This is a genomic window from Sphingomonas sp. CBMAI 2297 (assembly GCF_029870595.1).
Classification (GTDB): Bacteria; Pseudomonadota; Alphaproteobacteria; order Sphingomonadales; family Sphingomonadaceae; genus Sphingomonas.
Genome location: NZ_JAPDIR010000003.1, coordinates 228,880 through 244,605, shown reverse-complemented (window position 1 = coordinate 244,605; position 15,726 = coordinate 228,880). Strand labels below are relative to the sequence as shown.

At 68.5% G+C, this 15,726-nt stretch carries 12 protein-coding genes; 4 read left to right on the top strand and 8 right to left on the bottom strand.

Features of this window, described 5'->3' with window-relative positions; all coding sequences use genetic code 11:
* Positions 1 to 147: 147 nt before the first annotated feature.
* The gene (locus OMP43_RS06185) at positions 148 to 1,296 is read left to right on the top strand and encodes a glycosyltransferase family 2 protein (RefSeq protein WP_280278855.1); all 1,149 of its coding nucleotides are present in this window, start codon (positions 148 to 150) and stop codon (positions 1,294 to 1,296) included.
* Positions 1,297 to 1,322: 26 nt separating this feature from the next.
* Here OMP43_RS06185 and mprF read toward each other — a convergent pair whose 3' ends face one another.
* The 3 genes from mprF to OMP43_RS06170 all read right to left on the bottom strand — a co-directional run bounded on the left by mprF (position 1,323) and on the right by OMP43_RS06170 (position 5,131).
* Positions 1,323 to 3,890 (bottom strand): bifunctional lysylphosphatidylglycerol flippase/synthetase MprF, encoded by a 2,568-nt coding sequence (mprF, locus tag OMP43_RS06180; protein ID WP_280278854.1) that lies wholly within the window; start codon positions 3,888 to 3,890, stop codon positions 1,323 to 1,325.
* Positions 3,891 to 3,901: 11 nt separating this feature from the next.
* A complete protein-coding gene (locus OMP43_RS06175) occupies positions 3,902 to 4,324 on the bottom strand; it encodes a DUF2147 domain-containing protein (RefSeq protein WP_280278853.1) in 423 nt (140 codons plus the stop codon).
* Positions 4,325 to 4,396: 72 nt separating this feature from the next.
* A complete protein-coding gene (locus OMP43_RS06170; protein WP_280278852.1) occupies positions 4,397 to 5,131 on the bottom strand; it encodes an AcvB/VirJ family lysyl-phosphatidylglycerol hydrolase in 735 nt (244 codons plus the stop codon).
* Positions 5,132 to 5,240: 109 nt separating this feature from the next.
* On the opposite strand from OMP43_RS06170, the gene OMP43_RS06165 reads away from it, so the two are divergent.
* The 3 genes from OMP43_RS06165 to OMP43_RS06155 are packed head-to-tail and all read left to right on the top strand — an operon-like array spanning position 5,241 to position 7,732.
* Positions 5,241 to 5,717: a PDZ domain-containing protein gene (locus OMP43_RS06165; protein ID WP_280278851.1), complete on the top strand. Its 477-nt coding sequence runs from the start codon at positions 5,241 to 5,243 to the stop codon at positions 5,715 to 5,717.
* Positions 5,686 to 6,369 carry a response regulator transcription factor gene (locus OMP43_RS06160; RefSeq protein ID WP_280278850.1) on the top strand — a complete coding sequence of 228 codons (684 nt, stop codon included), beginning with the start codon at positions 5,686 to 5,688 and terminating at the stop codon, positions 6,367 to 6,369. The genes OMP43_RS06165 and OMP43_RS06160 overlap by 32 nt, the downstream gene beginning before the upstream one ends.
* Position 6,370: 1 nt before the next feature.
* A complete protein-coding gene (locus tag OMP43_RS06155; RefSeq protein ID WP_280278849.1) occupies positions 6,371 to 7,732 on the top strand; it encodes a HAMP domain-containing sensor histidine kinase in 1,362 nt (453 codons plus the stop codon).
* A gap of 52 nt (positions 7,733 to 7,784) precedes the next feature.
* Here the strand turns inward: OMP43_RS06155 and OMP43_RS06150 are convergent, their stop codons facing one another.
* The 5 genes from OMP43_RS06150 to OMP43_RS06130 form a co-directional block, all read right to left on the bottom strand.
* Positions 7,785 to 8,129, bottom strand: coding sequence for a hypothetical protein (locus tag OMP43_RS06150; RefSeq protein ID WP_280278848.1), 345 nt, complete (start codon positions 8,127 to 8,129; stop codon positions 7,785 to 7,787).
* Positions 8,126 to 11,503: a glycosyltransferase gene (locus OMP43_RS06145; protein WP_280278847.1), complete on the bottom strand. Its 3,378-nt coding sequence runs from the start codon at positions 11,501 to 11,503 to the stop codon at positions 8,126 to 8,128. The genes OMP43_RS06150 and OMP43_RS06145 overlap by 4 nt, the downstream gene beginning before the upstream one ends.
* 313 nt (positions 11,504 to 11,816) lie before the next feature.
* Positions 11,817 to 11,945: a hypothetical protein gene (locus tag OMP43_RS06140; protein WP_280278846.1), complete on the bottom strand. Its 129-nt coding sequence runs from the start codon at positions 11,943 to 11,945 to the stop codon at positions 11,817 to 11,819.
* Positions 11,946 to 12,022: 77 nt separating this feature from the next.
* Entirely contained in the window at positions 12,023 to 13,417 is a 1,395-nt protein-coding gene (locus OMP43_RS06135) for a PepSY domain-containing protein (RefSeq protein ID WP_280278845.1), read from the bottom strand.
* Positions 13,414 to 15,696: a TonB-dependent receptor gene (locus OMP43_RS06130; protein ID WP_280278844.1), complete on the bottom strand. Its 2,283-nt coding sequence runs from the start codon at positions 15,694 to 15,696 to the stop codon at positions 13,414 to 13,416. Before OMP43_RS06130 ends, OMP43_RS06135 begins: the two co-directional genes overlap by 4 nt.
* Between the last annotated feature and the right edge of the window lie 30 nt (positions 15,697 to 15,726).

The window sequence follows — 15,726 nt, the reverse complement described above, 5'->3', positions numbered from 1 at the left end:
CGTCTCAACCATGCCCCCGAGGCAAGCCACGATAGTCGTCCCCCGGCTCGATGGTGTTGTCTCGAACCCCCGGGAGGGCGCGCCACGCGTATCTGTGCCCCGGCGCGTCCCTCCCGGGGCCCAATCAGGGCTCGGAAAAGGGATCGCATGAAGCTCCTTCTCGACGGCGAGACCGCCCGGTTCGTCCGCATCGCTCCCGCTGCGGATCTCGAGCTCGCGGTGGTGATCCCGACGTTCAACGAGCGTGCGAACGTGCCGTTGCTGATCGAGAAGCTGGATGCGGCGCTGAAGGGCCGGAACTGGGAAGCGGTATTCGTCGACGACGACAGCCCGGACGGCACGGCGGACGCGGCGCGTGCGCTGGGGCGGCGGGATCCGCGGGTGCGGGTGATCCAGCGGATCGGGCGGCGGGGCCTGTCCTCGGCCTGTATCGAGGGGATGTGCGCGACGGCGGCGCCGTTCGTGGCGGTGATCGACGGGGATCTGCAGCATGACGAGACGCTGCTGCCGAAGATGCTGGACGCGCTGGAGGGGGATGGCGGTCTCGACGTGGTGATCGGCTCGCGGTTCGTCGATGGCGGCGGGACGGGGGAATGGGACGACGACCGGGTGGCCAAGTCGGCCTTCGCGACGAAGCTGTCGCGGCGGGTGCTGAAGGCGGACCTGTCGGACCCGATGAGCGGCTTCTTCATGATCCGCACGGAGATCGTGCGCGGCCTGGTGCCGACGCTGTCGGCGATCGGGTTCAAGATCCTGCTGGACATCATGACGGCGTCGCCGCGTCCGCTGAAGTTCCTGGAGCTGCCCTATGTGTTCCGGACGCGGGCGCTGGGGGAGAGCAAGCTCGATTATGTGGTGGCGATGGAATATCTCATCGCGCTCTACGACCGGATGTTCGGCCGGGTGGTGCCGGTGCGCTTCGTGATGTTCTCCGGCATCGGCGCGCTCGGCGCGGGCGTGCATTTCCTCGTGCTCGGCGCCCTGTTCCGCGGCCTCAACTGGCCCTTTGTCGGGGCGACGCTGACGGCCGTGCTAGCCGCGATGACTTTCAACTTCTTCCTGAACAATGCGCTCACCTATCGCGAGCAGCGATTGAAGGGTGCGGGCCCGATGCTGGCGGGCTGGTTCTCCTTCTGCCTGGTGTGCAGCGTGGGCGCGGCGGCGAATGTCGGCGTGGCGGCGTTCCTGCACAACGTCCAGCACGGCGACTGGCGCTTCGCGGCGCTGGCCGGCATCGCCGTCGCCGCCGTCTGGAACTTCGCGCTGTCCTCGCGCTTCGTCTGGGGACGGTACTGACGGTCCCCTCCCGGGAAGGGAGGGGTTCAAGCCACCAGCCGCAACCGCCTCCGCATCGCGGCGCTGCGCGAGCCGCCGCCCACCAGCGTCTGCAGATCGATCATCCCGCGCGCCAGCCCCAGTCCCGGAGGCGCGCCGATATAGCGGGCGGTCCATACCGGCGAGAACTTGTCCTTATAGGCGCGCAGCCCCTCGAAACCGTAGAACGCATCGCCATGGCGATAGAGCAGCGCCCCGATCCGCGCCCACATCGGCGCGAGGCGGCGCGATTCGATGCCCGATAGCGGCGCCATGCCGAGGTTGAACCAGCGATAGCCCTGGTCGCGGCCCCATTGCATGAGCTGGACGAACAGGAAGTCCATCGTGCCATAGGGCATCTCCACCAGATGCCGCATCAGATCGACCGAGAGCTCCTCGCGATTCTCCGTCGCCCAGATATTGGCGAAGGCGACGATCCGCCCATGCTGGCGCACCAGCGCGCAATCGAAGCGGGAGAGATAGGCAGGATCGAAGCGGCCGACCGAAAATGCCTTCTCGCTCTGCCCCTTGTCGTGCAGCCAGGTATCGGAAACGGCGCGCAACTCGGCCATCAGCGCGGGCACCTGGGCGGCGGGGACGATCTCGAAGCTTGCGCCTTCGCGCGCCGCGCGGCGTTCCGAATGGCGCAGCGAGCGCTTTTCCGATCCCTCCATCGTGAAGCCGGGCAGCGCCACGCGCGCTTCCTCGCCATATTTGACGAGCTGCAGGCCGAGGTCGATCGCGATCGGCAGCGCGTCGGTGGAGATCTGATAAAGCAGCAGCCGGCCCTGCGCGGCGTCCGCCATCTCGCGAATCTCCCAGAGCAGGTCGCCCCATTCCTCGGCGGGGCCCACCGGGTCGCCCATCACGATCCAGCTCTGCCCCTGCACCTGGTACATCAATAGCGTCTGGCCGCTTTCCGAACGCAGGAAGCGCTTGTCGCCGGCATAGGCGAGCAGCGCGTCGGTGCGGTTGGCATGGGCGAGCGGCAGGCGGGGCAGCTCCGTGTCCGGCGCATGTTCTTCGCGCTTCGGCTGGGCATAGCCGAACCACTGGGTCACCGCGACGCAGGTCAGCGCCACCGCGGCGGCGAAGCTTGCGCGCAGGAAGCGCGAAGCGTCGCCGCGCCAGGCGAATTCCCACCACAGATCGTCCTGATAGGGCACGTTCTTGAACGCGAAGAAGCCGATCCAGGTCGCCAGCGCCACGGCGACCGCGACGGAGAGCAGCGCCCGTGTCGACAGCGTGCTGGTGAGTGCGGTCTTGCGGTAGAAGGCGGTGCGGGAGAGCTGGAGCAGGCCCGCGATGATCAGCAGGATCATCGCCTCCTCATAGTCCACGCCTTTCACCAGCGAGAAGAGCGCGCCCGCCAGCAGCAAGGTGCGGCAGAGGTGGAAGGCCGCATCGAGCCGCCGATAGAGCGCCGGCGCGATCAGCAGCAGCGCGGTGCCGGCCAGGCTTGCCGCGATGTGGGAAGCCTCGACAAAGGGCAGGGGTATGAAGGCGTGCAGGTCGCGCAGGCGCGCATGGATCGCCGGCAGCGAGCCCGAGACGAGCAGCACCACGCCGCCTACGAAGACCAGCGCCGCGAGGAAGGTCGGCGCCAGCCCGTGCATCGCCAGCCCCACGGCGCGGATCGCGGCGAGCGGCTTGCGCAGCTGCCGCCGCTCGTGGATGGCGAGCAGCGCGCCCGCGACGAGCAGGGGGAATACATAATAGATCAGCCGGTACAGGATCAGCGCGGCCAGGACGTGCGACGGATCGGTGTCGGGCAGCACCGCGAGCATGACCGCCTCGAACACGCCGACGCCGCCCGGCACGTGTGTCACCAGCGCCGCGATGATCGCCAGCGCATAGCCCAGAAAGAAGGCCGGGAAGGCGTGCAGCCCGGCGCCGGGAACCAGGATCAGCAACGCCGCGCTGGCCAGCGCGAGGTCGATCGCCGAGGTCGCGATCATGCCCAGTGCCTGAGGCAGGCTAGGGCAGCGCAGCCGCCAGTGCCACAATTTCACTTCGCGTGCCGGTCCGCGCAGCATCGCGAGCACGCCCAGCGTCACGATCAGGATGGCGATGCCGATCCCGCGCTGCACGCTGGCCGGGATGGTGAATCCGGCAAGTTCCAGCCCGCCGGCGTGCAGTGCCAGCGCCGCGCCCGCCATCACCACCACGCCCGACCAGAAGGTGAGGCTCGCGGTGGCGACCACCTTGACGATATCCGCGGTGTCGAGCCCCGCCGCGCTATAGACGCGATAGCGGGCAGATCCGCCGGTAAGCAGTGCGAAACCGAGATTGTGGCTGAGCGTGTAGCTGGTGAACGAGGCCAGCGCGGCGGTGCGATAGGGCAGGGGCCGTCCGATGATGCGCAGCGCGAGCACGTCGTACAGCGTCAGCATCACATAGCTGCCGATGGTCAGCGCCAGCGCGCCGGCGATCTGCCACAAGCTGATCGCGCGGAAGGCGTGGCGCACATCGCGCCAGTGCACTTCATGGAGCAGGCCGTGCAGCGCCGCGAAGGCGAGCGCGGCGACCGCGACGACGGCGCCGACCTGCAATGCGGTCTTGTAGGCGGGGCGCATCGCGGCCGACCTCAGCCGCGCTGCCAGACCTGCGACTTGCAGATCCAGCCACCCAGGATGCATCCGCTGATCTTCAGGCTGTTCGGCCCCTGCTGCTCGATCTTCGAGTAATAGGTCTGGCCCATATCGGGCACATAGACGCGGCCCTGCCACTTGCCGTTGCCGGTGGGATGATAGTCCTGGAGCAGCTCGGTGCCGATCAGCTTCTGGACGCCGCTGTCGCGCGCGTCGCGCTGGGCTTCGTCATTGGCCCAGACGACCCAGCCGCACAGCTTGTCGCCGCATGCACCGGTCTGCACCTTCACGCTGCCGCGCGGATTGACCCAGGTGCCGACCACGCCGGTCGCGGCCGCCGGCGCCTGGGCGGAAGCCTGCACCGTGCCGAGCAGAATGGCGCCGACGCCGATGCCGGCCAATAGCTTGCCGAAGCGCATTTCGAAAACTCCCTCGGTATCTCTCGTGTCGCTCTTTGGCCCTGCGTGCCTGTCGGCGCCGTGATCGAAATCCTAATTTTTGGTAATGTCGGCGACCGCGGGTTTGAGCGTATCGTACAGCGTATCGGGGTCGTGGTGAAGCATGTGTCCGCCCGGCAGCGCCACGCTACGCACATTGGGCTGGGTCAGCATCGGGCACAGGCTGTTCTTCTCCTCCACGCCCTGCACGCAGAGCGTCGGCACCCAGGTGAGCTGCCGGCCGGTGGACAGCGCCATTGCGTCGGGCTTGATCCAGTTGAACATCTCGGCAGGCGAGACCTGGTAGAAGACGGTGTCGGTCGGCACCACCAGCGCGACCAGCTTCACCTTGGCGCGCAGGTCCTGGGGCAGGCCGGTCAGGCCCACATGCGTCATGTCGGCGCCATAGGATTGCCCGATCATCACCAGCCGGTCCGCATGGCCGAAAGCGAGCGCGCGCCGTGCCGCGTCGGTGATCAGGGCCTGGATTTCGGCGGGCGTGCGCTTGTGCCGGAAATAGGCCATCGAGCTGACGCCCACCACGGGCACGCCGTCCGCGGCGAAGCGCCTCGCGATTTCCGGCCCCATGCCGATCTTGAAGCCCATATCGCCCGATACCAGCACCACGGCGAGGCCCTTCATCGCGGGCGGCGTCGGGCGGGTGGGCGCTATGTCGTAATAGACCGGGCCGCCCAGATAGCCGACATAGGCGAGGAAGCCGGTGAAACCGGCCAGGATCAGGGCCAGGGCGGCGAGGGCGATGCCGAGCTTGCGGCGGCGAAGGCGCATGGCGAACTCCTTGAAAGTCTCGCCTCGATAGATACACGCGATTCGCTTTCCCGTGACGAGATCATGACCAAAGCTTAACGTGACTTGGCTGGGCGCCACGGGCATTTCCATGCTCGCAATGACCAGCCGCGACATCCAGGATAGCACCGCTCCCGCCGGTCGCACGATGCGCGGAACCGATGGGTTCGTGCTGATCCTCGTCCTTTCCTTCGCGCTCAGCGCCATGGTGATCCTGGGCTGGGCCTGGCGATCGGGTATCAACCGCGTCTTCGCCGCGCAGAGCGGCGCCAGCCTGTTCCCGGGCTTCACCGCCGAGACGCCGGGCAGCACCGCGCGCGGGCTGGTGGTGACCAGCCTGCGTTCGGGAAGCGAGGCGGCCAGGGACGGGATGGAGGTGGGCGACGCGATCGTCGCCATCGACGGGCGCGGGGTGGACACGCTCGATCAGGCCCGGCGCTATCTCCGCAACGATCGCCACCCGCAGGTATATCTCGACTTGGTGCACCAAAAGCAGCTACGCCATCTCAAGCTCTTGCGAAGCGCGAGTGGAGAGAATGGGGCACAAGCTGCTGCTGGTGGAGGATGACGAGCCCACCGCTGCCTATATCGTCAAGGGAATGAGCGAAGAGGGGTTCACGGTCGACCGTGCCGACAATGGGCGCGACGGCCTGTTCCTCGCCAGCGACGGCAGCTACGACGCGATCGTGCTCGACCGCATGCTGCCCGGGATGGACGGCATGGCCGTGCTTGGCGCCCTGCGCGCCGCGAAGATCGAGACGCCGGTGATCATCCTCTCGGCGCTCGGTACTCCGGACGACCGGGTCGGTGGCCTCACCTCTGGCGCCGACGACTATCTCGTGAAGCCCTTCGCCTTTGCCGAGCTGCTCGCCCGCATCCGCCTGTTGCTGCGCAAGCGCGGCGCGGCGGAGACCGCGGTGACCAAGCTCGGTTCCGGCGATCTGGAGATGGACCTGCTCTCGCGCCGCGTGAAGCGCGGCAGCAAGGTGATCGACCTTCAGCCGCGCGAGTTCCGCCTGCTCGAATATTTCCTGCGCCATCCGGACCAGGTGATCACCCGCACCATGCTGCTGGAAGGGGTGTGGGATTATCATTTCGATCCCGGCACCAATGTGATCGACGTCCATATCAGCCGGCTCCGGAAGAAGCTGGACGACGGCGGCGAGCCGATCCTCCACACGATCCGCGGCGCCGGCTATCGTCTCGGTCCGGCGGCGTGACGTGACGCTGCGCTGGGGGCAACTCGCGCGCTCGGTCATCGCGCGCTTCGTGATCATTGCCTTCCTGGTGCAGCTCACCGTCACCGGCGGCATCCTGCTCTTCGTCCAGCAATCGAGCGAAAGCGCGCTCGCGGCCGAGCAGAAGGCGCTGGTAACCGATCTGCGCGACGATCTCGTCTCGGCCTGGCATGCCGGCGGCGATGCGGCGCTCGTGCGGATCATCGACGCGCGGCTTGCCCAGGCGCATGCCAGCCCACTGGTGATCCTGCTCGCCACCGCGAAGGAAGACCCGATCCGCGGCAATCTCGGCGACTGGCCCACGGTGATCCCGGCCGAGACCGATTGGCGCGCGATCGAGCTCTATCGCACCGGCAGCGACCGGGCCGAGCTGATGGGCGTCTCCTCCACCACGCTTCCCAATGGCGAGCGGCTCCTCGCCGGCCATGTGATCACCTCGAGCGCGCGCCTGGCGCGCGTGAACGAGGAAGCGATCACCGCCGCGCTGGTGATCGGCGTGGTCTTCGCGCTGCTCAGCGCCCTGCTGATCGGCCGCGTCCTCTCCAATCAGATCCAGGCGGTGGTTACCACCGCGCGCGACGTGGGTGAGGGCAGGCTGGGCCGCCGTGTTCCGATCGACGGCAGCGGCGACGCGTTCGATGCGCTCGGTGAAGCGGTCAACGGGATGCTCGATCGCATCGAGGCGCTGGTCTCGCAGCTGCGCATGATGACCGATGGGCTGGCGCACGATCTCAAATCGCCGGTCACCCGGATCAAGGTGACGCTCGAGCGGGCGATCATCGAGACGGAGGACGAGACTGCGCTCGCAGCGCTGGAGCGCGTTTCGGGCGAGGCGGAGACGCTGCTCGGCATGCTCTCCACGGCGTTGCTGATCAGCCGGGCCGAGGCGGGGATCGGGCGCGACCGCTTCGTCGATACCGATGTCGCCGCGCTGCTGGAGGATCTTGCCGAAGTCTATGGCCCGCTCGCCGAGGACCGCGGCTTCGAGATCGCGGTCGAGGCCGAGCCCGGCATGCACGCGCCGCTCCATCGCGAACTGATGGGTCAGGCGCTTGGCAATCTGATCGAGAATGCCACCAAATATGCCGAGGGTGGCCATCGCATCGTCGTCGGCGCGGCGCACGAGGCGGGCGGCATCGCGCTCTGGGTGGCCGATGATGGTCCCGGCATCCCCGCCGAACGCCGCGCCGAGGCGCTGAGCCGTTTCGGCCGCCTGGATCCGGCCCGCCACGTCACCGGTTCGGGCCTGGGGCTGTCGCTGGTCGAGGCAGTGGCCCGGCTCCACCAGGGTAGCCTCGCGCTGGAGGACAATGCGCCCGGGCTTCGCGCGACGATCCGCTTCTGACGCTGCTTGCCCCTTCGGCTCTCATTCCGTCGAAGGAATATGGACCTCCAGCCTACACCGCCAGCGCATAGGTCATCACCAGCGCGGCCACGGTCATCAGCAGCATCGCCGCGATAAAGGTCACGTCAGCGACGCGCTCGAGATCGTGCATCCGCTTCGTCGTCACCGTCCGCAGCGCGAAATAGGAAGTGAGCGTCGCGATCAGGAACAGCACCGCGTCCAGCGCCAGCAGGTCGTCGGCGAGCGTGTTGGCGCGCCTGACGGCGATCACCACCCGCAGGATGCCGATCGCCGTCAGGCACACGCCCACCATGGCCGCCGCGATCGGGCAGATCATCCGGCATGCGCGCTCGTCCAGCACATATTGGCTGGGTCTTTCCTCGGGCAGTTTCCTCATGCGGCGGTTGCCTGCGTCTCCCCCGCGGCCCGCGTCTCCTGCGCGGGTTGCGCCTCCGGCGTCGCCTGCGCCTCCACCCGGCCGCTGCGCTCCAGCTTGCCCCAGCCGACCCAGGGGCCGCGCAGCGCATTGGCGACGGCGCGGATCACCACCCAGTACATCAGCTGGCGATAGACGAAGCGCTGCGCGAGCAGCAGCAGCCCCGGATAGCGTTTCTCGCGCTTCTCCATGCGATAGGCGACCCAGCCGCACAGGAAGTCGATCGCCATGAACGAAATCCAGTAGATGCCCATGCGCAGCACATCGCTCTCGGTCTGGGCCCAGCCATGCTGCCAGACCCGGACCGCGGTGCCGATGATCGAGGCGATCAGCGCCAGGTCGATCAGCGGAGAGATCAGCGCGAAGGCGATCTGGAACACCCAGGCCTGGGGAATGCCGACCAGGGCCAGGCCCGCCGGCTTGCGGGTGCGCAGGATCGCGCGATGCTTCCACAGGCACTGGAGCGTGCCGAACGCCCAGCGGAAGCGCTGCCTGGCGAGCGCGCGGAAGCTCTCCGGGGCCTCGGTCCAGGCGACGGCGTCGATGTCATAGCCCACGCGCCAGCCCTTGCGCTGGATCGCGATGGTCAGGTCCTGGTCCTCGGCCAGGGTGTCGACCGGATAGCCGCCCACATCGTCGAGCGCCGCCTTGCGCCACGCGCCGACCGCGCCCGGCACCACCATGATCGCGTCGAGGCTGGCCAGCGCCCGCCGCTCGAGATTCTGCGAGGTGACATATTCCACCGCCTGCCAGCGGGTGACGAGGTTGATGCGATTGCCCACCTTGGCGTTGCCGGCGATGGCGCCGACCTCGGGATCCTCGAACCAGCGGGCGAGGCGCGCGATGGTCAGCGGTTCGAACTGGGTGTCGGCATCGAGCGCGATGACGATGTCGCCCCTGGCCAGTGCCAGCCCGCGGTTGAGCGCGCGCGCCTTGCCGCCATTCTCCAGCGTCAGCAGCTTGACCCGCGGCTCGCCGGCAAAGGCGGCGCGGACCACGTCGCTGGTGCCGTCCTGCGATCCGTCGTCGAGCACGATCACTTCGACGCTCACCTGCTCGCTGGCGAGGACGCGCCGGATCGAGGCCTCGATCACCTTTGCCTCATTGAAGGCTGGGATCAGCACCGAGACGAAGCGATCGGGCACGATCTCCGGCGCCAGCGGCCGGTTCTTCCGCCGGTTGCCGTTCACCGCCAGCCCGGCAAGGACGAGGGCGCGGGCGATGCCGAGCGCGATCGCCAGGAAGAACGACCATTTCAGCATGAAGCCCAGCGTCGCCGCGACGAGGAAGATGCCCACGTCCATCCGCACCGCGGCCAGATCGCCCTCCTGCACCTCGGGCATCACCTGGTCGCGGGTAAGGCCGGCGAGCTGCGAGACGGGGACGAACTGATAGCCCTTGGCCCGCAGCCCGTCGATGATCCGCGGCAGCGCCGCCAGCGTCTGCGAACGGTCGCCGCCGCCGTCGTGGAGCAGGATGATCTGGCCCGACTGCTCGGCATTGCCCGCTTCCACTTCGCGCAGCGTGGTATCCACGATCGCGTCGACGCCCGGGCGCTGCCAGTCGTTCGGATCCACGTGCAGGCCGACATTGGTATAGCCGGCGCGCTGCGCCGTGAGCGCGGGGATCAGCTCGTCGGCGGTGGTCGGCTCGGCGTCGCCGAAATAGGGCGCGCGGAACAGGCGGACCGAGCGGCCGGTATAGGCCTCGATCAGCCGCTGGGTGGCGTTGAGCTCGATCCGCGTGCCGCGCGTCGAGGCCAGCGCGAGGTTGGGGTGGGTGAAGGTATGGCTGCCGATCTCATGCCCTTCGTCGACCACCCGGCGGACGAGGAACGGTTCCGCCATCGCGTTCTCGCCGATCATGAAGAAGGTGCCGGTCACCTGCTTCTGCTTGAGCACGTCGAGGATCTTCGGCGTCCAGTCGGCATCGGGGCCGTCGTCAAAGGTCAGCGCGACCTTGCCGGGCATATAGCCGGTGCGAGTGACGACATACGGGGTCGGCAGCGAATGGAAGATCTCGTCGACGATCAGCCCTTGCGGATTCTGGACGATCGTGCGCGCGCCGACGCTCGGCGTGCTGGTGATGCGCAGGATTTCGCCCGACCCCTCCACGTCGACATCGCCGACGGCCTCGATCCGGCGCAGGTCGGGGATCTTGCCCGAATGGGCCGCGCCCAGCGCCGCCCAGAAATTGGAATCTTCGGAGCCGAGGCGCCACAGCGCCACGCCGCCCACGCCCTTGATATTGGCGGCGCGCAGCTGGTTCCAGGCCGTGGTGGCATCGGCCATCCACACGGTGTGCTCGGTGCCGTTCTCCTCATAGGCGAAGCTCTGGTTGCCGCTCGCCTTGTCGAAGGTGACGGTGGCCTCGCTGTCATGGGCGATCAGCCAGGCCTCTTCGATCGAGATCGGGTCGGCCTTGCCTGGTGCCGTCCAGTTATAGCCATAGTTGGCGATGCCGACGATCAGCTTTTCGGCGGGCACCTGGGTCAGCGCGGCGTTCATCTGGCGGACGAACCAGGCCTGGCTGGCGATCGGGCCCGCGGCGGTGGCCGGGGCATGCTCGTCATAGTTCATCAGGATCACATGGTCGGCCGCGGCGGCATAGGCCTTCATGTTCCAGTCGTCGTCCTGCGCGGGCACGGTGACCGCGATGCTCAGCTTCGCCGCGGCGAAGCGGGCGCGCGCCTCGCGCAGCAGCGCCAGATAGTCGCGCTGCGAGGCGGTGGGCAGCTCCTCGAAGTCGAACACCACGCCGTCCGCCTTGCGCGCCGCCAGGGTGCGCTGCAGGTCGTCGAGAAAGGCGGCGCGCGTCTTGGGATCGCGCAGCAGCGCGGCGGCGCCGGCGCTGTCCCAATTGTCGCCGGTGGCGTTCTGCACCATCGGCAGCACCTTGGGCCGGCGCGTGGCCGAGGCGAGGATCGGGTCGAACTCGGTGTCCGGCGCCGTCGCGATGCGGTGCTGCGGCCCGGTGACGGTGTAGAGCGAGGGAACCACCCAATCCAGCTCGTTGATATGGCGGCGCAGCGAGGCGCCGCTGGCATCGTCCCAGGGCACGTAGAAGCCCACCGCGAGCGGCGCGGCGGAGGCCTTGGCCGGTCCCTGCGGCAGCCAGGAAGCGAAGCTGTGGCGCAGCCGGTTGGCCTGCTGCTTCAGTGAGCGCGGCTGGGGATGTTCGAGCGCCATGGCCAGCGGCCCCGGCGTGGGCACCCGCACCACGGTCATCGCGAAGGCACCGGCGGCGAGGACGATCGCCAGCAGCAGTGCGAAGAAGGCCCGCATCGTCCAGCGGTTCCGCTTGCCGCTCGCATCGAAGAAGATCGGACGTTCCATCGTCTGTGTGCCCTGGTTGCAATGTCTGGGTGCGACGCCCGGCCCGAGGAGTGCAGGAGGGCCGGGCGCCGCGGTTTGCCGGCCATGAACGCGGAGATGGCCTGCCCGTTCGGGATAGCCTTGCCCGCCCTTCCCGGACCTGCCTTGCAGATTAACTTACTGTCATGTGCGCCATTGGCCAAAACAAAACGGCCGGCGCGGGAGGGGATGCGCGCCGGCCGTTCAGGTGTTGCGGGTGCAGGCAAAAGAGGAAACCCGCACCCGCTGGCATCGCCCCGGACAGGGAGAGTGAGCGATGCCGAAACTGTCGTGGTCAGCGCCCGTGCGCGGCCGCCACCGGTGCGTGCGCGACGAGGCGGGCATCCGCGGTCGACCAGGCCGCCGATCCGCTCACGAGCGTGGCGATGGCCAGAAGCGCGATCGTGGTGCGGCGATGGGGCATTTCCTTACTCCTCTCTGGTCGTTCTCGGTGACCGTGAGACGGGAAATGCACTCCCGCCGGTATCGGGGCGGTGGCCGTCAGGTTACATTTTCGACAGGCGCGCGCAGCCCCAGCCAACGCGCCAGCCCCGGCGCCATGCGCCGCGCCCCCAGTTCGAAAGCCGCCGCGATCGCCAGCGTGATCCCGAACAGCGGCATCAGCAGTCCGAGCATCACGGTCAGGCCGACGAGCGCCCAGCTGTGCCGCAGCGGATCCTTCGCCGCCGGCGCGCCCAGCCGGCCCGGCGACCGCCGGCGCCACCACAGCACCAGGCTCGACACCGCCAGCGTCACCAGCCCCATCAATATCGTCAGATTGGCCAGCTGGTTGAGCAGCCCCAGCCACGCTCCCTCGTGCACCGCGACGCCGAAGCCCACCGCCCGGTCGATCCAGTGCCGGTCGCCAAAGCCCTGTGATCCGATCACCGCACCGTCCTCACCGATCTCGACCGAGACGCGGCGGGTCCGGTCCTCGGCCTGGGATCGGGCGAGCCAGCGCGCGCCCGGGCGCGTCGGCGGGCTCACTTCGGCCGGCGCGGCGAGCCCGAGCGTCATCGCCTTGGCCACCACTCGGTCGAGCGCGGGGCCCGCAGGCGCGACATGCGCCATCGTCATCCCGTGATGCCCGGCATGCTCGTCGAGCATCGCGCGCGCGCCCTTGTCCAGATCGGCGCGCGCCGCCGCATCGGCGGCCGAGCCCGCCGACCAGTCCTGCCGCCCTGCCGCGGTGCCCGTCGCCACGCGCACCTGCTTGAGATAGTCGCCCCAGTTCTTCGCCCAGGGCAGGCCCGATGCGATCAGGAACACGGCGCCGATCGACACCCACAGCCCGGTCACCGCGTGCATGTCGCGCCAGAAGACGCGCTTGCCGGCGCCGAGCCGGGGCCACAGGATTCCGCCCGGCCCCTTGCCCTTGCGCCCGCGCGGCCACCACAGGAACAGGCCGGTGAGGATCATCACGATCGTCCAGCAGGCGGCGATCTCGACCAGCGCCGAACCCCGGTCGCCCGCCAGCAGCTCGCCGTGCAGGCGGAAGATCACGCGCATGAACCGCGCCTCTTCGGGCACTGCCTTCAGCACTTGCCCGGTCTGCGGATGCACCCAGACCCGTGTTTCCTCGGCGCCGGTGCCGACGAGCAGCTGCACCGCGTCGTCCGGCGCTTCGGGCAGCACAAATTTGTGGAGCACCGATCCCGGCACCGCGCGCGTTCCCGCCGCGACGATCCTTTCGGGCGCCAGCATCGGCACGCCCGGCTGCGCGACATGCGTATAGGGCGCATAGAGCCAGCCCTCGATCTGCGGCTTGAACAGATAGATGCCGCCCGTCACCGAGAGCCACAGGATGAAGGGCACGCAGAAGATGCCGGCGTAGAAATGCCAGCGCCACACCGCGCGGAACCAGCGCTCGTGCCGGGCAGGGGCGGGCGCGCTCACAGCGTCCACCCGGCTTCGACCAGGAAGCTGCGCTGCGGATAGGGATGATAGACCCAGGCGCGATCATTGGTGATGTTGTCCACGCCCGCGCTCAGCCGGAACCTGTCGGTCATCTTCCAATTCACTCTCGCATCGAGCGCGAACAGCTCCGAGGTATAGCCGAAGGTGTCGCCGCGCTGCAGCCCGAACAGGTCGGTATTGGGCCGCGTCGCATAGCGCAGGCCGAGCGAGGCGAGCAGCCGCAGCGTCACCTGGTACCGGACATTCGCGTTGAGCCGCCAGCGCGGGATGCGGGGGAACTGCACGCCCTCCGCCGCCGGCGCGCTGGCGTTCCGCACCGTCCGTGAATCGATCCAGGCGGCATTGGCGTCGATGTCGAGCCCGGGCAGGCCGACATCGCGCGCCTCGGCGATCAGCTCCAGGCCATATTGCCGGGTCAGGTCGATATTCTTGAAGCTGGAGGTGGTCACGCCGTTCTGGTTGAATCCCGCGAACGCGAAGATCGTGTCCTCCACCCGCTGCCAGAAGGCCGATCCGGTGAGCTTCAGCCGCCCGAAATCATGCGCCACCACCAGATTGGCATCGCGCGAGCGCTCGGGCTTCAGGTTCGGATCGAAGCTGTCGCGGTTGAAGCTCCCGTCGCCGTTCAGGCTGCCCTGGAACAGCTCGCCCACCGTCGGGAAGCGGGTTGCCTCGGCGAGGCTGAGCTGCACGCTGGTCGCCCCGCCATGCCATTCGACCGAGGCTTTGGGATCGAACGCCGTGTCGCTGCGCGCTGCATAACGATTGGTCACGGGCTGACCGGAAGCGCCGATCCGCCCGAGCCCGCCGTCGAACGCCCGCCAGCTTTCCAGGCGCGCGCCCAGCGTGAACACCAGTGCATCGGCATGCAGCCGCGCCTCGGCCCAGCCGGCGAGCAGCCGCGTCCTGCCGAAGGTGCGGGTCGAGAAAACGCGGCCGCCGTCGGTGCGCCAGCGTGGCAGGGTGTAGTTGGTCAGGTCGGTCCGGTAGAGATTGGCGCTCGCCCCGGCGGCAAGGTCGAGCGCGCCGGCCCTGCCGTCCAGCGACAGCTCGGCCGTGTACCAGCCGGTGGGCCCTTGCCGCGCGAGCAGGCCGGCGCCGTCGGCGGCGCCCGCCGCCCAGCTCGCCGAAGTGAACCCGTCCGATCGCGCGATCTGATAGGTGGAGAGGTTGAGCTTCGCCGTCACCCCGGCCCCGATCGGCGCCGCGATCCTGCCGCCCGCCAGGAACTCGTCCCGCACCGTCCGCGACCAGCGCGCGCCCGCTGCCGTCCAGGTCCGCCCGAGCGTCGTCACGCGCCCTTCGCAGACCTTGTTGCCCGCCGCGTCGCGCAGATAGCAGTCGGGCGCATATTGGGCATCGAGATTGCGCCAATAGGCGAACAGCATCTCGCCGGTGACGCCCGAGGCGCCGTCATAGCCGATCCGCAGCTTGGCCTGGTCCTGCGTCGTCGCCGCCGGGCTCTGCGCGGCGAAGATGGGATTGCCCGCGCTGCCCGGCGCGTTGGGGATGGCCTGGCCCGGATCGATCACCGCGCCGGTCACCGCCGTGCCCGGCGCGCCTGTTGCCGGTACGAGCCCGTACCAGCTCATCGGCTGGCCGTCGTTGCGGAAATGCCGCCCGGAGACCCGCGCCGACCAGGGCCCGTCCTGCTGCCGCCAGCCCAGGCCCGCCTCGCCCGACCAGCCGCGATAGGTCGCATGGGTGCCGTACTGGTCATAGGGCTCGGCCAGGCCCTGCACCGTGGCGAAGGCCTCGGTCTTCTCTGGCGAGCGCGTGGTGATGTTGACGATCCCGCCCATGGAATTGCCCGGATAGCGCGCCGAATAGGGGCCGTAGACGATGTCGAACTGCTCGACCTCGCCCGGGCCGACCACGCCCCATTTCGGCGCGAAGCCGAACGAGTTGCCGAGGAAGTTCGACACCACGAAACCGTCGACCATCACCAGCGTACGGGCGCTCTGGGTCGAATGGGTGCCGCGAAAGCCCGGCACGCCGTTGGAATCGCCAGCATAGCGTTTGCGCACGAAGAAATCGGGCGCATATTTCATCAGATCCTCGACATTCTGGGCGTTGACGCCGGCGAATTGCGCGTCGCCCAGACTTACGGAGAGTCCGCGCGGGTCGATGGTGATCGGCGCGCCCTTCTGGCCGACGACTAGGATGGAGGAATCATTCTCCGCTTCCTGCGCCAGGGCGGGAGCGGCGATGCACAGGAGCGGCAGCGCGCAAAGGCGCGCGCGACGATGGGAAGCCATGGGAAATCACCTGAACGAGGAAAGTCGACG

Coding starts and splice junctions, on each gene's coding strand:
- mprF (WP_280278854.1), bottom strand. CDS start 3,890: ATGCGCCCCGCCTACAAGACCGCATTGCAGGTCGGCGCCGTCGTCGCG.
- OMP43_RS06170 (WP_280278852.1), bottom strand. CDS start 5,131: ATGCGCCTTCGCCGCCGCAAGCTCGGCATCGCCCTCGCCGCCCTGGCC.
- OMP43_RS06160 (WP_280278850.1), top strand. CDS start 5,686: ATGGGGCACAAGCTGCTGCTGGTGGAGGATGACGAGCCCACCGCTGCC.
- OMP43_RS06140 (WP_280278846.1), bottom strand. CDS start 11,945: ATGCCCCATCGCCGCACCACGATCGCGCTTCTGGCCATCGCCACGCTC.
- OMP43_RS06175 (WP_280278853.1), bottom strand. CDS start 4,324: ATGCGCTTCGGCAAGCTATTGGCCGGCATCGGCGTCGGCGCCATTCTG.
- OMP43_RS06165 (WP_280278851.1), top strand. CDS start 5,241: ATGCTCGCAATGACCAGCCGCGACATCCAGGATAGCACCGCTCCCGCC.
- OMP43_RS06130 (WP_280278844.1), bottom strand. CDS start 15,696: ATGGCTTCCCATCGTCGCGCGCGCCTTTGCGCGCTGCCGCTCCTGTGC.
- OMP43_RS06145 (WP_280278847.1), bottom strand. CDS start 11,503: ATGGAACGTCCGATCTTCTTCGATGCGAGCGGCAAGCGGAACCGCTGG.
- OMP43_RS06185 (WP_280278855.1), top strand. CDS start 148: ATGAAGCTCCTTCTCGACGGCGAGACCGCCCGGTTCGTCCGCATCGCT.
- OMP43_RS06150 (WP_280278848.1), bottom strand. CDS start 8,129: ATGAGGAAACTGCCCGAGGAAAGACCCAGCCAATATGTGCTGGACGAG.